This is a genomic window from Allomuricauda ruestringensis DSM 13258 (assembly GCF_000224085.1).
Lineage (GTDB): Bacteria > Bacteroidota > Bacteroidia > Flavobacteriales > Flavobacteriaceae > Flagellimonas > Flagellimonas ruestringensis.
On record NC_015945.1, the window covers coordinates 1,149,520 to 1,167,711 of the forward strand.

General features: G+C 39.1%; 15 protein-coding genes. 7 read left to right on the plus strand and 8 right to left on the minus strand.

The annotated features are described in order from the left end of the window. Positions 1-57: 57 nt before the first annotated feature. Both MURRU_RS05190 and MURRU_RS05195 read right to left on the minus strand, forming a co-directional pair. Positions 58-2,154 carry a TonB-dependent receptor domain-containing protein gene (locus MURRU_RS05190; RefSeq protein ID WP_014032378.1) on the minus strand — a complete coding sequence of 699 codons (2,097 nt, stop codon included), beginning with the start codon at positions 2,152-2,154 and terminating at the stop codon, positions 58-60. Between the two features lie 80 nt (positions 2,155-2,234). Then, entirely contained in the window at positions 2,235-2,558 is a 324-nt protein-coding gene (locus tag MURRU_RS05195) for a hypothetical protein (protein ID WP_014032379.1), read from the minus strand. 203 nt (positions 2,559-2,761) lie between these two features. Here MURRU_RS05195 and MURRU_RS05200 point away from each other — a divergent pair, with 203 nt between their 5' ends. Next, positions 2,762-3,196 carry a hypothetical protein gene (locus MURRU_RS05200; RefSeq protein ID WP_014032380.1) on the plus strand — a complete coding sequence of 145 codons (435 nt, stop codon included), beginning with the start codon at positions 2,762-2,764 and terminating at the stop codon, positions 3,194-3,196. A 6-nt stretch (positions 3,197-3,202) separates the two neighbouring features. Here MURRU_RS05200 and gldD read toward each other — a convergent pair whose 3' ends face one another. The 4 genes from gldD to mutY form a co-directional block, all read right to left on the minus strand. Next, on the minus strand, positions 3,203-3,760 hold the full coding sequence (gene gldD, locus MURRU_RS05205) for a gliding motility lipoprotein GldD (protein ID WP_014032381.1): 558 nt from the start codon (positions 3,758-3,760) through the stop codon (positions 3,203-3,205). After that, positions 3,750-5,060, minus strand: coding sequence for a gliding motility-associated protein GldE (locus MURRU_RS05210; protein WP_014032382.1), 1,311 nt, complete (start codon positions 5,058-5,060; stop codon positions 3,750-3,752). Before MURRU_RS05210 ends, gldD begins: the two co-directional genes overlap by 11 nt. Before the next feature lie 27 nt (positions 5,061-5,087). Continuing rightward, complete coding sequence (locus MURRU_RS17765; RefSeq protein ID WP_014032383.1) at positions 5,088-5,549, minus strand: single-stranded DNA-binding protein; 462 nt, start codon at positions 5,547-5,549, stop codon at positions 5,088-5,090. A 185-nt stretch (positions 5,550-5,734) separates the two neighbouring features. Continuing rightward, positions 5,735-6,772 carry an A/G-specific adenine glycosylase gene (mutY, locus tag MURRU_RS05220; protein ID WP_014032384.1) on the minus strand — a complete coding sequence of 346 codons (1,038 nt, stop codon included), beginning with the start codon at positions 6,770-6,772 and terminating at the stop codon, positions 5,735-5,737. A 124-nt stretch (positions 6,773-6,896) separates the two neighbouring features. Here mutY and MURRU_RS05225 point away from each other — a divergent pair, with 124 nt between their 5' ends. The 4 genes from MURRU_RS05225 to MURRU_RS05240 all read left to right on the plus strand — a co-directional run bounded on the left by MURRU_RS05225 (position 6,897) and on the right by MURRU_RS05240 (position 11,957). After that, positions 6,897-7,187, plus strand: coding sequence for an HU family DNA-binding protein (locus MURRU_RS05225; protein ID WP_014032385.1), 291 nt, complete (start codon positions 6,897-6,899; stop codon positions 7,185-7,187). Positions 7,188-7,457: 270 nt separating this feature from the next. Further along, on the plus strand, positions 7,458-9,008 hold the full coding sequence (locus MURRU_RS05230) for an Rne/Rng family ribonuclease (protein WP_014032386.1): 1,551 nt from the start codon (positions 7,458-7,460) through the stop codon (positions 9,006-9,008). 87 nt (positions 9,009-9,095) lie between these two features. Next, positions 9,096-11,465, plus strand: a complete 2,370-nt coding sequence (locus MURRU_RS05235) for an alpha-L-rhamnosidase-related protein (protein ID WP_014032387.1) — start codon at positions 9,096-9,098, stop codon at positions 11,463-11,465. Positions 11,466-11,471: 6 nt separating this feature from the next. After that, positions 11,472-11,957, plus strand: coding sequence for a regulatory protein RecX (locus MURRU_RS05240; protein WP_014032388.1), 486 nt, complete (start codon positions 11,472-11,474; stop codon positions 11,955-11,957). Between the two features lie 8 nt (positions 11,958-11,965). Here MURRU_RS05240 and MURRU_RS05245 read toward each other — a convergent pair whose 3' ends face one another. Further along, entirely contained in the window at positions 11,966-12,835 is an 870-nt protein-coding gene (locus tag MURRU_RS05245; RefSeq protein WP_014032389.1) for a cupin-like domain-containing protein, read from the minus strand. 166 nt (positions 12,836-13,001) lie between these two features. Next, the gene (locus MURRU_RS05250) at positions 13,002-14,831 is read right to left on the minus strand and encodes a TonB-dependent receptor plug domain-containing protein (protein ID WP_014032390.1); all 1,830 of its coding nucleotides are present in this window, start codon (positions 14,829-14,831) and stop codon (positions 13,002-13,004) included. Between the two features lie 87 nt (positions 14,832-14,918). On the opposite strand from MURRU_RS05250, the gene MURRU_RS05255 reads away from it, so the two are divergent. After that, positions 14,919-16,415, plus strand: coding sequence for an aminotransferase-like domain-containing protein (locus tag MURRU_RS05255; protein WP_014032391.1), 1,497 nt, complete (start codon positions 14,919-14,921; stop codon positions 16,413-16,415). A 256-nt stretch (positions 16,416-16,671) separates the two neighbouring features. Next, on the plus strand, positions 16,672-18,168 hold the full coding sequence (locus tag MURRU_RS05260) for an ArnT family glycosyltransferase (protein WP_014032392.1): 1,497 nt from the start codon (positions 16,672-16,674) through the stop codon (positions 18,166-18,168). Positions 18,169-18,192: the final 24 nt, after the last annotated feature.

The following is an 18,192-nucleotide window of genomic DNA, read 5'->3' on the forward strand; positions in this document are numbered from 1 at the left end:
TGACAAAATCAAAGTTTTGCTGCTTTTTGGACGGCCTCTTTTAATTTTCGTGATTCTCTAAAAACCGTATTGTATAAAGGCAGATAGATTCCTTCCGGGGTCATTAATCGGCACCCGGCCATAATCTGCTTGGTTCACAAAAGAGAAGTTCAAGTGATTATTGTAGGTCTCATCAAAAATATTGGATGCTGCCACACCTACGGTCAAATGCTCGAAGGGCTTTGCACCAAAACGCAAATCCACAACCCCATAACCATCCGTACTTTGCTCTCCAAAGGAATTCGCAATATTGGATTGTTCCGAAGTAAACGTATAGGTTGCCCTGGCCCAAATCATTTCTCTCTCAAAACTTAAGTTGAAGCGGCTCACCAAAGGTGGTGTCAGCGGAAGGGATTCATCCAAATCCTGATTTTTGGCATACACATAGGACAACTCCGTTTTAAAGGTAAAGTCTTCCAAAAAAGCCAATTCCCCAAAAACTTCAAAGCCAGTTTTGTACGCTTTGTCCAAATTGGTGAACCGTTTTACTTCGATGGGTTCCGCCATGGGCATGTATTTTTTGTCCAAAGATGGGTCTATCACGGGAACAATATAATTGTCATAGATAGAATAATACACAGAAGCTCCATAATCCAATCGGTTGAAAGCATATCCCTCAAAATTGGTATTTGCTTTCATACCCAGTTCAAATTGATTGTTTACCTCGGCACCCAAATAAGGATTCCCAACATACTCGTAAGGATCCTGACCTATTGTAAAATGGTTGATGAACCTCTCAATCATATTGGCAGAACGCACTCCTCTACCATAGGCCAATTCCAACAAAAGTTTGGACGAAGCCATATATTTAAATGATGCTGTTGTACTAAAATTATGCTCCGTTCTTGTATCCAAATCGGGATATTCGGCAACAAAATCATCTGCTGGTGCATCTGTTTTGGACAGAACCATGTCATACCTCGCCCCTACATTCAACAACAACTTTTTGGATAACGGATATTTACCCTCTACAAACGCCCCGTAGTCATCAATTTGGGAATCTTGCCATACCTCATCAACAAACTCCATGGGATTGGGCAGTAAATCACCGTTCATATTCCTTTTTACCAAACGTGTTCTATTTCCCGTTCTTCCTATTGAAAATGCATCCAACCCCGTATAGAGTTTTAAGTCGACAATAGGTCTCCACTCGAGTTCGACCCTACCACCAACAGTAAGGGCATCAACTTCCGATACGGCCTCCGTCATCATAAAAGACGGTCTTAGTTCGTTGGTCATAATATGGTCTACTTTGGAACGGTACACCTTTGCGCTCAAGGCTTTTAATCCATCGGAAATATTGTCCAATTTATAGTCGACAGAAAGTACATTGCTGTTATCTTCCTCAGTATCCATGGACAGTCCAGCATGCAGTACATCCCTTCCAAAAGATTGCCGGAATCCTACCTGAATCCTCTGGTTTTCCGTTGGATTGTATCCTACCTGAACGCCATAATCGGTACTTTTAAAAGACGATGGCACTTCATTGCCGTCTCCGTCCTCATAGTTGCCAAAATCACGGAATCCGAAATTGAGGTTCGCATCAAACTGCTCCCCAACGTACTTTAGGTTGGCAAAACTGGTGATGGCATTCCCGTTGTTCTCACCACCAAAATTAACCTTTCCATGATATCCTTTTTCTTGTTTTTCAACTTCTTGAGTCACCAAATTTACAATACCTCCAAAGGTGGGCCCGTATCTAAAGGTATATGGCCCTTTAACCACTTCTACCCGCTCTATCTCTTCTGGGGTCACATGAGTAGTAATAGGGTCCATCCGGTTAGGACAGGCGTGCATCACCTTGGTGCCGCCATTGAACTGAACATTTAATTGTTCATATTGTGAGGCCCGAAAAGACGGATCTATGGCATAGTTACCGCGTTTAATCAGATTAAAGCCATTGATATCCTTAAATAGATCGGCCACATTCTTGGATTGGACAATTTTCTTTTCCGGTTCACTCTTAAATGAGGACAAAACCGGATCTGTCTTTCGTTTTCCCTCTACCAGTACCTCATCCAATTGTACCGGTGCTTTTGATAAGGTATCTTGCGCATTTGACACTTGCGCATAGGACATACTGGTCCCAAAAAGCAAAACATAAAGTTTTGCCATCGCACTTTTATTCATTTTTGATGTTATGTTTAAGATTATACATATTCGGCAGTGGGTGTTTGCCGTTTTTAGGGTATATCTTAAACCATTGGTGGTTTGATCAGGGTATCGCTAAATCGATACGAATAGGATTCTGTGTAATAGAATGGGTTCATCTTATTCTCGTTGCTACTTGGTAAATTGTAACTAGGTATCTCCATAAAAAATACCAAGACTTCTTCCCAGCCTATTACAGGTAAGGGCTCCTCGTCCTCCGCTTGGGCACGTAGCATTTGTGCCAACATACATTTACCGTCACAATTAAGTTCCGGTTTGTCCTTGTTTTCACAAAGTTGTTCTATAAACCCCTCCCTATCCAAACTGTAATACACGTACATTGATGAAAAACGGAGATTGCTCATCATTATAAAAACAATGAAAAGACAAGCAAAAAGGTTTTTGGGACTAAATATGGACTGTATCCGTTGCAACGAGTTTTATTTAAGTTGCAAAGATAAATCTTACTCAATGTTAAAAATATGAGAATAATCATTAATTAACACATATTATTCCTTTATCATATAATGATGTTTGACAGATGTTTATTTTTGTAGACAAATAAAAATCCATGAAAAAAGCCTTTTTTATCCTAAGCTGTGCCATTTTATTTTTGAGTTTCTCCTGCAAGGAAGAAAAGAAAACTACCGAAGGGCCCTCCCAAATGGAAAAAGTGATGGCCATCCATGACGAAGTAATGCCCAAAATGGGAACCATAGGTAAATTGGTCGGGGAGCTAAAACCTAAAGTGGATTCCACCGAAACGGGGCAGCAATACGAAATCGCCATGAAAGGCCTTCAAGATGCACATAAAACCATGATGGATTGGATGAAGGATTTTGGAGACCGATTCAATCACGAAGAGATTTTAAACGGCAAGGAACTTTCCGAAGAAAAACAGCGATGGTTGGATGAGGAAGAAGAAAAAGTAAAAGTGGTCAAGGAAAAAATCAATGGTAGTATTGCAAAGGCCGAAGCACTACTTGCTAAGGATTCAGTGCAATAAATTAAATCACTTTTTCCACCTCAAGCTTTCCATAATTCTTCGGATATCGTTCTGTAGATACATGGCCGCAGGAAGAATGGAATCGTAATTGGGTTTTGCGTAAAAATACAAAGAGCCTGTTACAAAGTGGTTGATACTGTCGGTTACATAAAATTGGGATTGCGATGCTGCATTGCCACTTACTTCGTAGAACATTCCGTACACATCATCTTCTTGATTAATAAATGGTTGTTCCGCAATGTTATCGGCTTTTACCACGTGCTCGTAAGATAGTTTCTGTGCATCTACAAGCAAGGTGTCCAAATTGCCTTGAATAGGTTTGTAAGTAAGGTAAATTGACCCGTTCATCGTTGGATAGTCCAGTACTAATGAGCAATCTTGATTCTCTTTAATATTGGACAGCGTGTTTTGGTCAAAAGTATACATACAGTCGGAACCTACAGTAGTATACGCTGCCGCAGGATACTCCAATCGCAACATGGCCTTTGGTTTGGGCAACACTTCATTTTTACAACCTACAAAAAATGCTGCTACAACTATGAAAAACAAAATCCTATGCTTCATGGGGCAATGTTACTTTTATACGTTTCAATCTTTTTTTGTCCATACTTTCCACAATAAACTTGTAGTCCTTGAACAAAACCTTCTCTCCTATTTTTGGAAAACTACCTGATATTTCAAGCACAAACCCTGCTATAGTTTCCGATTCGCCCTTTTTGCTTTCAAACTCATCCTCCTCTTCAATTTTAACTACACGGTAAAAGTCCTTGAGCGCCGTTTTGCCATCAAACACATAATTAAAATCATCCAATTTGGAAAAAACAAGGTCTTCATCATCAAATTCGTCGCTGATGTCACCCACAATTTCTTCAATGATATCCTCCAGTGTTACAATTCCAGATGTTCCGCCATATTCATCCACCACAATGGCCAAATGGTTCTTCTTATCCTGAAATTCCAACAACAAATCGTCGAGTTTCTTGTTCTCTGGCACAAAATATGGTTCACGGATAAGTGACATCCAGTTAAAACTTTTTCTTTCAATATAAGGCAATAGATCCTTCACATAAAGAACACCCATAACGTTGTCCATATTTTCCGCAAATACGGGAATTCTGGAATATCCATTCTTTTTGATCTCTTCGAGTATTTCCGGAAACTTCATTTTCTCATTGACCGCGAATATGTCTATCCTTGGCCGCATTACCTGCTTGGTATCCGTATTTCCAAAGGTTACTATCCCCTCCAATATCTTTTGCTCTTCCTTGGTCGTATCTCCTTCGGATGCGAGTTCCAAGGCTTGCGAAAGGTGGTTAATGCTCAAATTGGATTTTTTCTTCCCCAATTTATCTTCTATGAACAAAGTAACAGAGCGCATTGGAGAACTCAAGGGTGTAAGCAGATAACTTAACCCCTTTAAAGGAACTGCCATAAAATGGGAAAATTGTACTCGATTCCGATTGGCATATATTTTGGGAAGGATTTCACCAAACATCAATATTAAAAAGGTAGCCACCACCACCTCCAGTAAAAAGCGAAGGGTTCCATCAATATCTGCAAAAATGGTGTTACCAATGGAACTAAACAAGAGTACTATACCAATATTGATGGTGTTATTGGCAATGAGAATCGTGGCCAATAACTTTTTAGGCTTTGTCAACAACTCCACAATCAACTTGCTTCGGGAAGAATTGCTCTCCTGCATTTCGTTGACATCGGTCTGTGACAAGCCAAAAAGTGCAACCTCTGCGGCTGAAATCAGAGCTGAACCAGCCAATAAAAGTACTAGCACAACAATTTTTAAAGTGAAAATTCCACTAAACGCTGTAAAAATAAATGCCAAACAATGGGGCTCGGGATCCAATTTAATATTGCTTTTTAAACTTTTATCTTAAAATGGTAAGTCATCTTCCTCTTCGGTATCATCGGCAGGTGCGGAAGGGCTTTCGGTCTTGGAAGGTTCTTGATAATTGGCAGGCGACGAACCTGACGATTGCGCATTGGCCATACTCTCCTTTTTGGTGGTCAAAAAAGTAAAGTCCTGTACGTGCACTTCGGTGGTGTATCGGGTATTACCGTCCTCACCTTGCCATTGCCTGTTTTTTAAACGGCCCTCCACATAAACCTTGTCACCCTTACTAAGGTACTTTTCACAAATTTCAGCGGCCTTGTTGCGCACGACAACATTGTGCCAATCCGTATTGGTCACTCTTTCACCCGTTTGCCTATTGGTATAGGTCTCGTTGGTGGCCAAAGGGAATCTGCCGATACAGTTTCCTCCTTCAAAATAGTGCATTTTCACTTCGTCTCCCAAATGCCCGATCAGCATTACTTTATTCAATGTTCCGCTCATATCTCTCTTAATTAACGAACTCGTCTTAAGTTATCCGAATCCGCTGCAAATTTATCTTTTGCACCCATTTTTACCTTTTTATCTTTCCGTAGCTCTGCTATGCAACTCAAAAAAGCCTTCAAATGGGCACAAAACTTTACATTTTCGCTTGAATCCAACAACTCAAGACCAGTTCATCAAAAGTACTAAATTTTCAATGTCTTAATAAAATCTGCTATCAAAACTGGAACCGGAAAATTACCTATTTCATTCCATTGTGTTCCTTGCTCTAATATATGAGAAGTTTTTAGGATCCAAAATTGTGTATGTAAATGTTGATGTGATAGTTTGTGTACGATCGGCTCATTATTATATAATGATAGGGATTCCAATTCTGGAACATCCTCTTTTTCCTTGATCAATGGCTTCAATGCTTCGGCCTGAAGCTTTTTCTCCGACTCGATCAATGGAAACTGATACAGGTTCTGCCAAATGCCCTTGCCCCTGCGTTGCTCTAAGATGGTGTTTTCGTTTTGATCCAACAATACCAAATAGTTAAAGTAGCGATTTCTAACCTTGGTTTTGTTTTGCTTTACAGGTAGACTGTCCACTTTATTCTCTTTTAAAGCAACACAGCTGTCTTGAAGCGGGCACAATAAACAGTACGGTTTTTTAGGAGCACACTGTATAGCGCCAAACTCCATTATCCCTTGATTATAATCTCGTATATTCCTTTCATCCATCACCTCACGGGCGAGTTCTTTAAAATATTTGATACCCTGCGTACTATTAATAGGTATATCCACCCCAAAATATCGCGACAAAACACGATACACATTACCATCAACTACAGGTTCTGGCTCATCAAAACAGAAAGATGCGATGGCACTAGCCGTATAATCGCCAACCCCTTTTAAGGATTTTAACGCCTTATAAGTCTTCGGGAACTCTCCATTAAAATCATTAACGACCATTTTGGCAGCAGCATGCAGATTGCGTGCACGAGAGTAGTATCCTAGTCCTTGCCAAAGCTTTAACACCTGTTCTTCTGGTGCATTCGCAAGGTCAAAAACCGTTGGAAAAGCCTCCACAAAGCTATAATAATAAGGCATTCCCTGCGCTACGCGGGTTTGTTGCAGTATAATTTCCGATAACCAAACTTTATAGGGTTCCCGTGTTTCTCTCCAGGGAAGCTCACGTTGATGTTCACGGTACCAATTCAGAATTTTTGGGGCAAAAATCATTCGATAAAGTAATAAAGTTCAAATGTATTAGTTTATATACTTAAAATTAAAGGGTTAAAGGGAAAGATTAATTTTAATGTTTATATTTGCAAGCCGAAAAAAATTAGAAAATTAATTAGAAGTAATGACGAAAGCAGATATTGTAACTAGGATCTCAGAAAAACTAGGTATTGAAAAAGGAGATGTGCAAGCGACAGTAGAATCCTTTATGGAAGAGGTAAAATCATCCTTGGAGAATGGTGATAATGTTTATTTAAGAGGTTTTGGTAGTTTTATCATCAAGACCAGAGCGGAAAAAACAGGTAGAAATATCTCTAAGAACACTACCATTAAAATTCCTGCACACAATATTCCTGCATTTAAGCCGGCCAAAGTTTTTGTGGAAGGCGTAAAGACTAACGTACAAGTAAAATAATATAATAACACACTAAAGCAAGAGCCATATGCCGAGTGGAAAGAAAAGAAAAAGACATAAGGTAGCTACGCACAAGCGCAAGAAGCGCAGAAGAGCTAACCGACACAAGAAAAAGTAGTTGTTTCAACTACTTTTTCGTTTTACCCTATCACGTTCTTTGACATAGAGATTCAAGAAACGAATTTCAATCGGTTCGAAAAATAACCGATACTATATATTGTTTAATCATTTATCCCAAAATTCATGTGGGATAAATAAAAATCGATTCAGGTGAATAGAGAATTAATAGTAAGATCTACGCCAGATGCAGTCGATTTTGCCTTACTAAAGGATGGAAAATTAGTAGAATTACACAAAGAAGAAGACAACAATAACTTTTCCGTAGGGGATATCTTCCTAGCCAAGATCAGAAAACCCGTTACAGGCCTAAATGCAGCATTTGTAAATGTAGGTTATGAAAAAGATGCGTTCCTGCACTACCACGACCTAGGCCCGCAACTGTCTTCCATGTTAAAATTCATTAAACAAGCTAGAACAGGGAAACTAAAAGATTTTTCCCTGAAAAATTTTCCGTTTGAAAAAGACATTGACAAGAATGGCAGCATCAACGATGTACTAAAAGCCAATCAGTCACTACTGGTACAAATAGTAAAAGAACCCATATCAACAAAGGGGCCAAGAATAAGCTCCGAGCTTTCCATAGCCGGGCGATTTTTGGTCATGGTGCCTTTTTCCGATAGAGTCTCGGTATCCCAAAAAATAGCGAGCAAGGAAGAAAAAGACAGACTTATTAGACTTGTAAAAAGTATTAAGCCCAAGGGATTTGGAGTAATCATCCGTACCGTAGCAGAAGGCAAAAAGGTTGCAGAACTGGATAAAGATCTACAGAACTTGTTTTCCAAATGGACAAACATGTGCAAGAAATTGCAGCGGGCGTCGCATCCATCCAAAGTTTTGGTGGAACTGAACAGGGCGTCATCCATCCTTCGGGATGTCTTCAACGATTCCTTTACCGGAATTCACGTTGATGAAGAAACACTCTACAACCAAATCAAGGATTATTTGCATGAAATTGCACCTCAAAAAGAATCCATTGTAAAGTTGTATACCGGTTCGGCCCCTATTTTCGAAAAATTTGGGATAGAACGTCAAATCAAGACCTCTTTTGGCCGAACAGCATCCATGAGCCGTGGGGCTTACCTTATTATTGAACATACCGAAGCTTTGCACGTAATAGATGTAAACAGTGGCAACCGTTCCAATAAGGCAAAAAACCAAGAAGATACCGCTTTAGAAGTAAACCTTTTGGCCGCAACCGAAATTGCTAGACAATTACGTTTGCGCGACATGGGCGGAATTATTGTTATTGACTTTATTGATATGACCAAAGGTGACCACAGACGAAAATTGTTTGACCACCTTAGGGATGAAATGAAGGACGACAGAGCAAAACACAAGATTTTGCCGCCCAGTAAATTCGGTCTTGTACAAATTACAAGGCAAAGGGTTCGTCCGGAAATGAATATCAAAACCAGTGAGGAAAACCCGAACGGGACAGGGGCCGAAGTTGAAGCTCCAATTGTATTGATTGACAAAATTCAGTCAGATTTAGAGCGAATCCTTAAGCCAGACCGCAAAAACAACGGAATTGTATTGAACATACACCCGTTTATTGCAGCTTACCTTACCAAGGGGTTCCCTTCTATCCGTTCCAAATGGTTTAAAACTTATAAAAAGTGGATTAAAATCCAACCAAGGGATGCTTACAGGTACCTAGAATATCGTTTTAAGGACAAGGACGGTAAAACAATACGTCCATAATACAAAGCGACTCCAGAAATGGGGTCGCTTTTTTTGTTTTTACCAGTTTAGTGCAAAACAGTATTTTTGGTATACAACATCCTCACCATGAAAAAAATATCATCAGCGTTATTCAGTTTATTCATTTTGGCATGTTCATCAAAAGCCGAACGGTCTTTGACCAACCTTTTAAATGATTCCACTAAAATAGAAGGTAAAAAGAGCTACTTGGGTTCCCCTTATGTTACCGCAGGTAACAGACTATACATGGTTGGCCATCAAGATGGAACCTTTCCTGCTCTAGGCTGGCATATAAAAGGAGAAATGGGGGGTATCTGGAACCACCCCATAAAACTTATGGACGGTTTTGAGGTAGAAATGGCAATCAACGACCGTGTATTGCAATTGAACAAGGCCTCTGAGTTTGTGAACTACCCGTACGCAAATAAACATGTATTCGAATTTGAAGAAGAAGGCCTCGTAATTGAAAGGATTCAATTTGTCCCCGATAATATTCAAGGTATTTTAATCCAGTTTGTTATCAAAAATAACAATACAAAAAAAATTGACGGCAAGGTAAAGTTTACTGGTCATACCAACTTGCGGCCAACGTGGCTGGGAGAGCGTTCCAATATGATGGACTCCAAAGATTCCAGTATTCTAGAAGAAAACTATTGGGTTGTTAAGGATAGTTTAAATACTTGGTATACTATTTTTGGATCGGACCAAAAAGCCATTTCTTCTGAAGAACTTAAAAATTCCGACAAACCCAATGGTGTCTCCAATTCACTTGAATATGTTGTTGCGATTCCAGCACAATCTGAGAAAACCCTCAATATTGCCTTGGCCGGCTCCTATGATTCCCGCGAAGATGCAACTAACACCTACAACAATATTCTAAAGAACTTTGTTCCTATGGCCAAAGCAAAAAAAGCTCGTTACAAGGAACTCGCGAACCAGTCCAAGCTTACCATACCGGACAAACACCTACAAGAAACATTTGAATGGTTAAAATACAATTGCGATTGGCTGGTACGCACGATTCCCGAGATTGGCTCGGGCATTGGCGCAGGTATACCTGATTATCCTTGGTATTTTGGGGTGGACAGTGAGTATGCACTCAAAGGGTATATGGCCATTGGTCAAGATGAAATTGTGGAGCAAACAATCCGGCTTTTGGACAGTGTTTCCATGGCAGTCAACGGCAATGGAAGAATTCTTCATGAAATGTCCACAAACGGTATTGTTTTCAATAAAGGAAATATTAATGAAACTCCCCAATTTGCATCATTGATATGGGAAATCTATAAATGGAACGGAGACAAAGAATTTCTTAAAAAGTATTTTCCAACCGTAAAGAAAGGACTAAAGTGGTTATTGGAAGAAAATGATGATAACAAAAATCTTTTTCCAGATGGTTTTGGCATGATGGAAATACACGGTCTGGACAGTGAAATGATTGATGTTGCTGCTTACACGCAAAAAGCTTTTGCTGATGCCCACCTTATGGCACTTGAGCTGGACGAAACTGAATTGGCACTTGAATACCAGCAATTGGCTGATGAATTGAAGAAAAAAATAAATACCGGTTTTTGGTCAGAAACTTTTAAATCCTATGCAGATTTTATCGGAACCGACAAGCAGGCCCTGAAATTAATCGAAGATGCCTTGGTCAGGGCCGATACGCTCAACAAACCATGGGCAATTGAAGAACTTGAAACTACCAAAAAACAAATTTTGAGCAATCCGTCCAACGAGCCCAGACCTTTTGTTCTTTACCACAATTGGGTAGTAAACACTCCTATGGAAATGGGTATAGCCGATTCTACCAAAGCAATAGTGGCTTTGGACAACGCAAAACAATTTACAAATCCTTTTGGGGTATTCGTCACCGGTATTGATCGCGATGAGACAGCTGGTGAAGACGATGGCTCGTTTAAAGGAAGCAAGGTTTTTTCCTACACAGGTGCTGTGATGACATTGCCCACTGGGGTGCAAGCTGTTGCAGAAAATAATTATGGCCGCCCAGACCAAGCATTGGATTATTTAAAAAAAATGTCCCGTTCCTTTAGCTACGCGCTTCCTGGAAGTATTTATGAGGTTTCCCCAGATTACGGGATGATGACACAGGCTTGGAACATTTATGCCTTTGCCGTGCCCATCGTAAACCAGTTCTTTGGAATTAAGCCCTTAGCACACCAAAAAACCATCATTATTGAGCCTCAAATGCCAAAAGAATGGGACAATGCTTCGCTGGAAAATGTAAAAGTTGGAGACAACGAAATTTCCGTATGGCATACCACATCAAAAACTGGTCATCAAATCAAAGTACAACAAACAAAAACTGACTGGAAAATTAAACTTATTTTACCAGAAGCAAACTATAATATAAACGAAGGTAATCCAGAAACAATAAACGAAAACGGTAAAACCATATTCACTTTTTCGGACAACATTATTTTGGTAACCAAAAGCTAAGCCAAAATGAATTCACGGTTTTATTCTCAAAAATATTACTCCTTTCAAGAGGCTATAAAAAAAATGGAGCATTACTGTGCCTACCAAGAGCGCTGCCATAAAGAAGTTACGGAAAAGTTGAAGCATATGAACATGATTCCTGAAGCCATAGATCAAATTTTGGGACACCTCATCCAAGAGAACTACCTCAACGAAGAGCGCTTCGCCAAGGCCTTTGCCAGAGGTAAGTTCGGTATTAAAAAGTGGGGGGCAAATCGTATCGTTAGAGAACTAAAGTTCAGGGATATTTCTGCTTACAATATTAAAAGTGCCCTTGCGGAAATACAGCACGAAGATTACCTTGAGACTTTTGACGAACTCGCCAGAAAACGTTTGGATCAAATCAAAGAAAAGAACCCATTGAAAAGAAAGAAAAAATTAGCTGATTATTTGCTATATCGCGGTTGGGAAAGCCATTTGGTATATGAAAAAGCCAATGAGCTTATCAAATAAAGGCACTTCTAATCCTGAACCAATAATTTCTGTGTTCGCTCCACAGCCTTTTCATTCTTCCAATCAATCCACTCTTGACCCTTGACCTTTCGCATCAAATTATCAAAATGCCGCATTATCAAAATATTATAGACTGCCTTTCCAAAATTTTTCGGCTTTCGTGCAATCGCTCGCAGACTCATTGAAAATCCAGGGGTAATGTATTTCATATGATGCCAATACCCTTCGGGTATGTAGAGAACGTTACCATGCTCCAAATGTGCAACATGTCCTTTGGCATATTGTAAAGCGGGCCATTTATCAAGGTCAGGGTCAGCAAAATCGATATCTTCCCGCGTAATCAAGGAGTGTGGAATCTTGTACAAGAATTTAGTTTCCGATTGCGAGAAAAGGATGCATTGCTTCTTCCCCTCAAAATGAAAATGAAAAATATTGGCCAAATCAATGTCGTAATGCATAAACGTATGCGAGTTCTCTCCACCAAAAAAAAGCATGGGCAATCCCTTCATGAGGCGCAATCCAAAATCTGGATAGGAAAAATCCTTTTGTAATTCGGGAACTTCTTTAAGCAAATTCCAAAGAAATATACGGTATTTGGTAGGGCTTTTTTTTAGTAGATCCACATAATTGGCCAGCTTCATTTTAGCGTGTGGTTCGTTAAATCCTTCGTCATGTTTTACTGGGCGATCATCATACAAAGGAACCTCCTTATCCCCTGCCACCTCTTTTACATAGTCCAAGCTCCATTTGGAATACGCTGGCCAATCCTCAATAAACCGCTCAATGACGACAGGTTTTTGGGGCTTGAAATATTTTTGGAGGAACTCTTTCTTGGAAAGGGTTTTCTCCCGAGGTATCTGTTCAAGATTCAGCTTCAAAATTTCAAGGAATTTGAAACCACTAAATTAGTAAAAGCATTTGAAATGGATGGCGAACTTAATCTTTGGAGACCAATTTACCTTTCTCCTTGGCCGCTTCGTTCCGTTCAATTTTATGTCCTGGTCTGGTCCATTTTGGTTTTTGGTCTCCCATGGATTATTGCGCCTATTTAAAATTATAACGCAGACCGAAAAGCACATTACTTGGCGGCATTGGAACAAATCCAGACTCTATATAATCCGCATCGAAAATATTGCTTGCAGTAATGGTAAACTCTGCCTGCTTCACTTTGATCGCCAATGAAGCGTCCCAAACATTATACGTTTGCCCCGTTGTACGCTCTGCATACTTATATATGATATTCTGACGTACATTTTTAAACAATTGGGTGCTTAAGCGTGTGGTATATTGATGCTTTAGCGTATTTAAAGAGTAACGGGATAGTTCCTCGTTTTGGTCTAAAATGTTGTCATCCAAAAACGCATAGCCCACACTTAAGGTTTGCGTAAAATCCTTGAACAAAAAATTATAGGCAGCATCCAATTCCAAACCTTTGGTATTTACTTCCGTGATATTGGTTGCCACAAATACATCCTCAGAAACATCGTTTCTGATATAATCTATAAGATTATCTGCGTCTCTATTAAATACGGCAATGCTAGCATTAACTTTAGGCGTGGTATACTTTAAGCCCAATTCTTGTGCAAAAGCTTCTTCTGGTTCCAAATTTGCATTACCACTGGTAACAGGATCATTGTAAAACAAATCCGTGTAAGTTGGTATACGGTAGGTATAACCAATGTTGCCGTATACTTTAAAATTATTGGTAAGGTTATAACCTATATCCAATCCAGGAAAAGCACGAAACTTAAAGTCTGAAAAATAGGTTAATGCTACGCCAGGAGTAATATCCAGCCTGTTGTCTGCAATGCTAAAACGATGTTCTAAAAACACATTGGACATGAAACGGTTTCGGTTACCCAAGTTGTTGCTTCTAAGATATATTTTAGAAAGTTCCACCCCAAAACCAGTAATTCCTAATTTAGATGCATAAGAGGCATTGGTTTCGATGCCTATCTTGTTGGAAATATGCATGTTTCTGAAAAAACTGGGGTCATTTCGTCTCAAGAGAAACAAGTCTTGATTACGTTTCCAATAGATTCTTGGCTGTATTTTTAGGTTGTTTTTCTTAAAGGTGGTAGAAAACGCCAAAAGACTGTTTTGGGTTTCTTCGTACTCGTTAAATGTAGGATTGGTGGTGTAAAAGTTCTCGGCCCCATAATTGCGCTCCAAAAAAGTAGCCGTCATTACAATAGGCTGTGCATTTTTATTAAAAGTGCTTTTTAAAAAGTAATTGCCATTATCGTAATCTGAGTTATTTCTATAACCTTCAGATGTTACCCTTCCCACATGTATGATATGAGACGAGTTTTCCTTATCCACACCAGCGGTAACGCTACCATTTAATTGTCCAAAAGAACCCGCTTCTACGTTTAAGGAAACGGAATTATTCAAACTTTTTTTTGTGATGATATTAATGGCTCCGGTAAAAGCGTTTTGTCCAAAAACCCGTGCAGCAGGGCCCTTTATAATTTCTATTCTTTCTATAACCTCTAATGGTAAGGCGGCATTCATGGTATGGTGACCCGTTTGCGCATCGTCCATTTTAACGCCATCTATTAATAGTAAGGTTTGGTCAAAACCACCTCCTCTTATGTACAAATCTGCTTGGCTACCACCTGTGCCGCGTCTTCTAATATCTACGCCCGCAACTTGTTGCAATAAATCCGCCACATTAACCGCTGCACTATTTTTAATATGACTAGAGGTTATTATGTTTGTAGTTCTAGAATTTTCTTTAAATGGAAGGTTGATTCGGTTTGCGGTTACTACAACTTCGCTTAACGAATCTACCTTAACAGCATCGTCTTGTTGTGCTTGTGCTTGTAAAGCACCCACTAGTAAAATTGCAGAAAATAAAATTGATTTCTTCATTATTTAAGCTTGTAACGTAAGTTCTTAAAATTAATGCTGCAAAAGTCCTAACTTTCCGGACGATTAAACTAGTCCACTTTTAAAACAATGAATAGTCCGGTTTCTGATTTGTTAGTCCAGCTGGTATCTATAGACAAGTCTATTGTACAACCTGTATATGTGCATGTGGCACAGCAAATAATGAACGCCATACAACGAGGCTATTTAAATAAAGGCTGTAAGTTACCTGGAACACGGGTTTTAAGTGAGTTATTGAACGTTCACCGTAATACTGCCGTGGCCATCTATGATGAATTGGCCTCGCAAGGATGGGTAAACATTATTCCCAATAAAGGAACTTTTGTGGTGGTTCCAGAAGATTCCAATGTAAAAATCAAGGCAAGTACGCAGCACATCAATCAAGCATACGAGTATCCAAAAGTTCCAGGATTCCCGTTCCAACAATCCTTTAATCTAGCATCTACCAAAGAGGAGAGCACTGCCAAATATTCCATAAATGATGGTAAGCCTGATTTAAGACTACATCCGGTGCACCAATTTTCTAGGTGGTATAGTGCTGCAATGAAACGAAAGCCACTAATCCATAAATGGAATAGAACAAGTGCATTACCCCCTTCCGTTTTTAGCACACAACTTTGCAACTACTTAAATGTAACTCGGGGTTTCCATATTAAACCATCCAATGTATTGAATACACGTAGTACAGAAATGAGTCTGTATATTGTTTCGCAAGTTTTGATTCATCCGGGAGATTTGGTGCTGGTTGGACAACTGAGCAATTACGTGGCCAATATGATATTTCAGGAAGCCGGGGCAAAAATAAAAACAGTGCCCGTAGATAAAGAGGGATTGGATGTTGGGTTTATAAAAGAACATTTTATACCTGAGAACATTCGTTGCATCTATGTATGCTCCAATAGGGACTATCCTACTACCAGAACTTTAAGCACCAAAAGGAGGCTGCAATTACTACAATTGGCCAAAACCTGTGGTTTTGCAATAATTGAGGACGATTTTGACTATGATTTTCAGTTCGATGGATCTTCCATGTTACCCATGGCCAGTGCAGATGCCGGTGGAAACGTTATTTACTTGGGCAAACTGGGTCAGTCTTTATTTCCGAGTTTTCATACGGGTTTTGTCGTTGCTCCAGAACAGGTAATTACCGAAGCCAATAATTACTTACAATTATTGGATACCCAAGGAGATTTAATACAGGAACAAATGCTTTCTGAATTGATATCCGAAGGCGAAATATACCGGCTCAAGAAAAAAAATATCGTTACTTACAAACAACGCAGAGAAGTTTTATGCAGTTTATTAAATCAATATTTTAACACCATCCTTGATTGGCAAATACCTTCTGGAGGACTTGCCATGTGGTTACAATTTAGAACACCCATATCATTGGTAAAATTAGCCGAGGAAGCAGAGCAGTTGGATTTATTCTTACCCAAAACCATTCTCTATCAAAATAAAAACACTTGCGCCATTCGTTTTGGATTTGGGCATCTAAACGAAGAAGAACTAGAAATTGTAATGAAAAAATTAAAACAAGCTTATCTGCAGGTAGTATCTGCCTAAAACAAAAAGTGGCTGTCTAAAAAATATTGAAATGCGTCATTCTGAATTCATTTCAGAATCTCATCATACTGATAAACCAATTGTTATGAGAACCTGAAACAAGTTCAGGTTGACTAAAACCTACCTTTTAGACAGCCTTTTTAAAACGTGTCTTGTTGGGTCAAAGATATTTTTTTATCCCTTTCCGATAGTTTTTCAGCTGCTTCGGAATCACTCAAAACATTCAAATTTATCTATATTGCAAAGATGATAATTAATGGCCAAAAAGCTTAATACGACCGTGCTTAAAAAATTCCACTCCTTTAGCTTTAAAAATCTTGATTGGAAAAGGGTCCTGTTTATTTTGGTAGCAGTATCTGTTTTTATTCGTTTTCCGTTCTTTTTTAGGGATTATGTGGATCGTGACGAGAGCACTTTTATTCTTATGGGACAGTCTTGGGTCAATGGGCATTTACCATACACGCAACTTTGGGACCTAAAGCCTCCGATTACCTTTCTGTATTTTGCTGTTATCATCAAACTATTTGGAAAAAGCTTCTTTGCCATTCGGCTTTTTGGCTCATTCATGGTCGCCCTAACTGCTTTGTTTACCTATGGAATCGCTACAAAGATTACTTCCAAAAAAATAGCATTCTGGGCAGCCATCTTCTGTGTGTTTTTCCAAAGCCTGTTCGGGAGTCTGCAAGGGGTAATGTCCGAGCATATCTGTACGCTCTTTTTTGTGGCCGCCCTGTTTATTCTTTTTTTAAAAGAAGACGGAAAATGGTTTTTTACTACCGGACTTTTGTTGGGGCTTTCGGTAATGACCAAACTGAACATGGCCTATCCTGTTTTAAGCTTAGGCATTTATTTTTTGTGGGAGGGTTTTCATAAAAAGCAGATTTGGATGAACATTAAATACTTGATTTTTATGGGAATCGGGTTTTTGACCTCTGTCCTTTTTACGCTTCTTCCTTACTATCTTCAAGGTGAATCTGAAATTTGGTGGAAATCCATTTTTGAAGCTCCCTTGGCTTATTCGGAAGGTAAGTTTCATTCCCCTTTAAAAGCTCTGCCATTTGTACTGATTTCTGTCGGATTTTTTTATATCACCTATAAAAAAAAGCTATTGAGTTTTAAGAGCAAGCCAATTCAAATGTTGCTTTTGTGCATTGCTGGTGCATTTCTTTCATTCGCCCAAGCTGGTAAGGTCAATGGACACTACCTTATTCAAGTTTACCCCTTCTTCTTGATTTTAATCGGTGTAATGTTCGATAAACTTACCACTATAAAAAAGAGATATCAATATTTAGTAATAGCACTAATTCCATTAATTCCCATTGAATCTTATCTGGAATATGCCAACATCATTTCAAATAAGGTAGAAAAAGCGTCTTTTTATAATGGAGAGGGCATTGATGTTCCGAGATATATTTTGGAACATGAGCTTGAAACAAAGAACATTTTTTTTACCGAATACCATATTGGGTATTGGGTGCTGGGAGTAAAACCTCCTACCAAAGCTGCTACGCATCCCAGTAATATTACCCGTGAAGAGTTATTCCCGTACATGGATAATCCGAGAAAAACTGGTATTGAAGAATTAAAATACATCATGGAGATTATCCGGCCCAAAATCTTGGTAGCTAGGGAGGGCAAGAAGATTTTTGATAAAAAATTGGTGGAATACAACACCTATATTGATGCTTACCTAGAAAAGCATTATGAATTAACGGCAACTGTTGGACGTGGACTTATCTATCAACGGTTATAAAAGCCTACTTCCCTTTAATAAATA

Bases quoted from the DNA above. Each gene is read 5' to 3' on its own strand.
- MURRU_RS05190 (WP_014032378.1), bottom strand. From the start codon at position 2,154: ATGGCAAAACTTTATGTTTTGCTTTTTGGGACCAGTATGTCCTATGCG.
- MURRU_RS05195 (WP_014032379.1), bottom strand. From the start codon at position 2,558: ATGATGAGCAATCTCCGTTTTTCATCAATGTACGTGTATTACAGTTTG.
- MURRU_RS05200 (WP_014032380.1), top strand. From the start codon at position 2,762: ATGAAAAAAGCCTTTTTTATCCTAAGCTGTGCCATTTTATTTTTGAGT.
- gldD (WP_014032381.1), bottom strand. From the start codon at position 3,760: ATGAAGCATAGGATTTTGTTTTTCATAGTTGTAGCAGCATTTTTTGTA.
- MURRU_RS17765 (WP_014032383.1), bottom strand. From the start codon at position 5,549: ATGAGCGGAACATTGAATAAAGTAATGCTGATCGGGCATTTGGGAGAC.
- mutY (WP_014032384.1), bottom strand. From the start codon at position 6,772: ATGATTTTTGCCCCAAAAATTCTGAATTGGTACCGTGAACATCAACGT.
- MURRU_RS05225 (WP_014032385.1), top strand. From the start codon at position 6,897: ATGACGAAAGCAGATATTGTAACTAGGATCTCAGAAAAACTAGGTATT.
- MURRU_RS05235 (WP_014032387.1), top strand. From the start codon at position 9,096: ATGAAAAAAATATCATCAGCGTTATTCAGTTTATTCATTTTGGCATGT.
- MURRU_RS05240 (WP_014032388.1), top strand. From the start codon at position 11,472: ATGAATTCACGGTTTTATTCTCAAAAATATTACTCCTTTCAAGAGGCT.
- MURRU_RS05250 (WP_014032390.1), bottom strand. From the start codon at position 14,831: ATGAAGAAATCAATTTTATTTTCTGCAATTTTACTAGTGGGTGCTTTA.
- MURRU_RS05255 (WP_014032391.1), top strand. From the start codon at position 14,919: ATGAATAGTCCGGTTTCTGATTTGTTAGTCCAGCTGGTATCTATAGAC.
- MURRU_RS05260 (WP_014032392.1), top strand. From the start codon at position 16,672: ATGGCCAAAAAGCTTAATACGACCGTGCTTAAAAAATTCCACTCCTTT.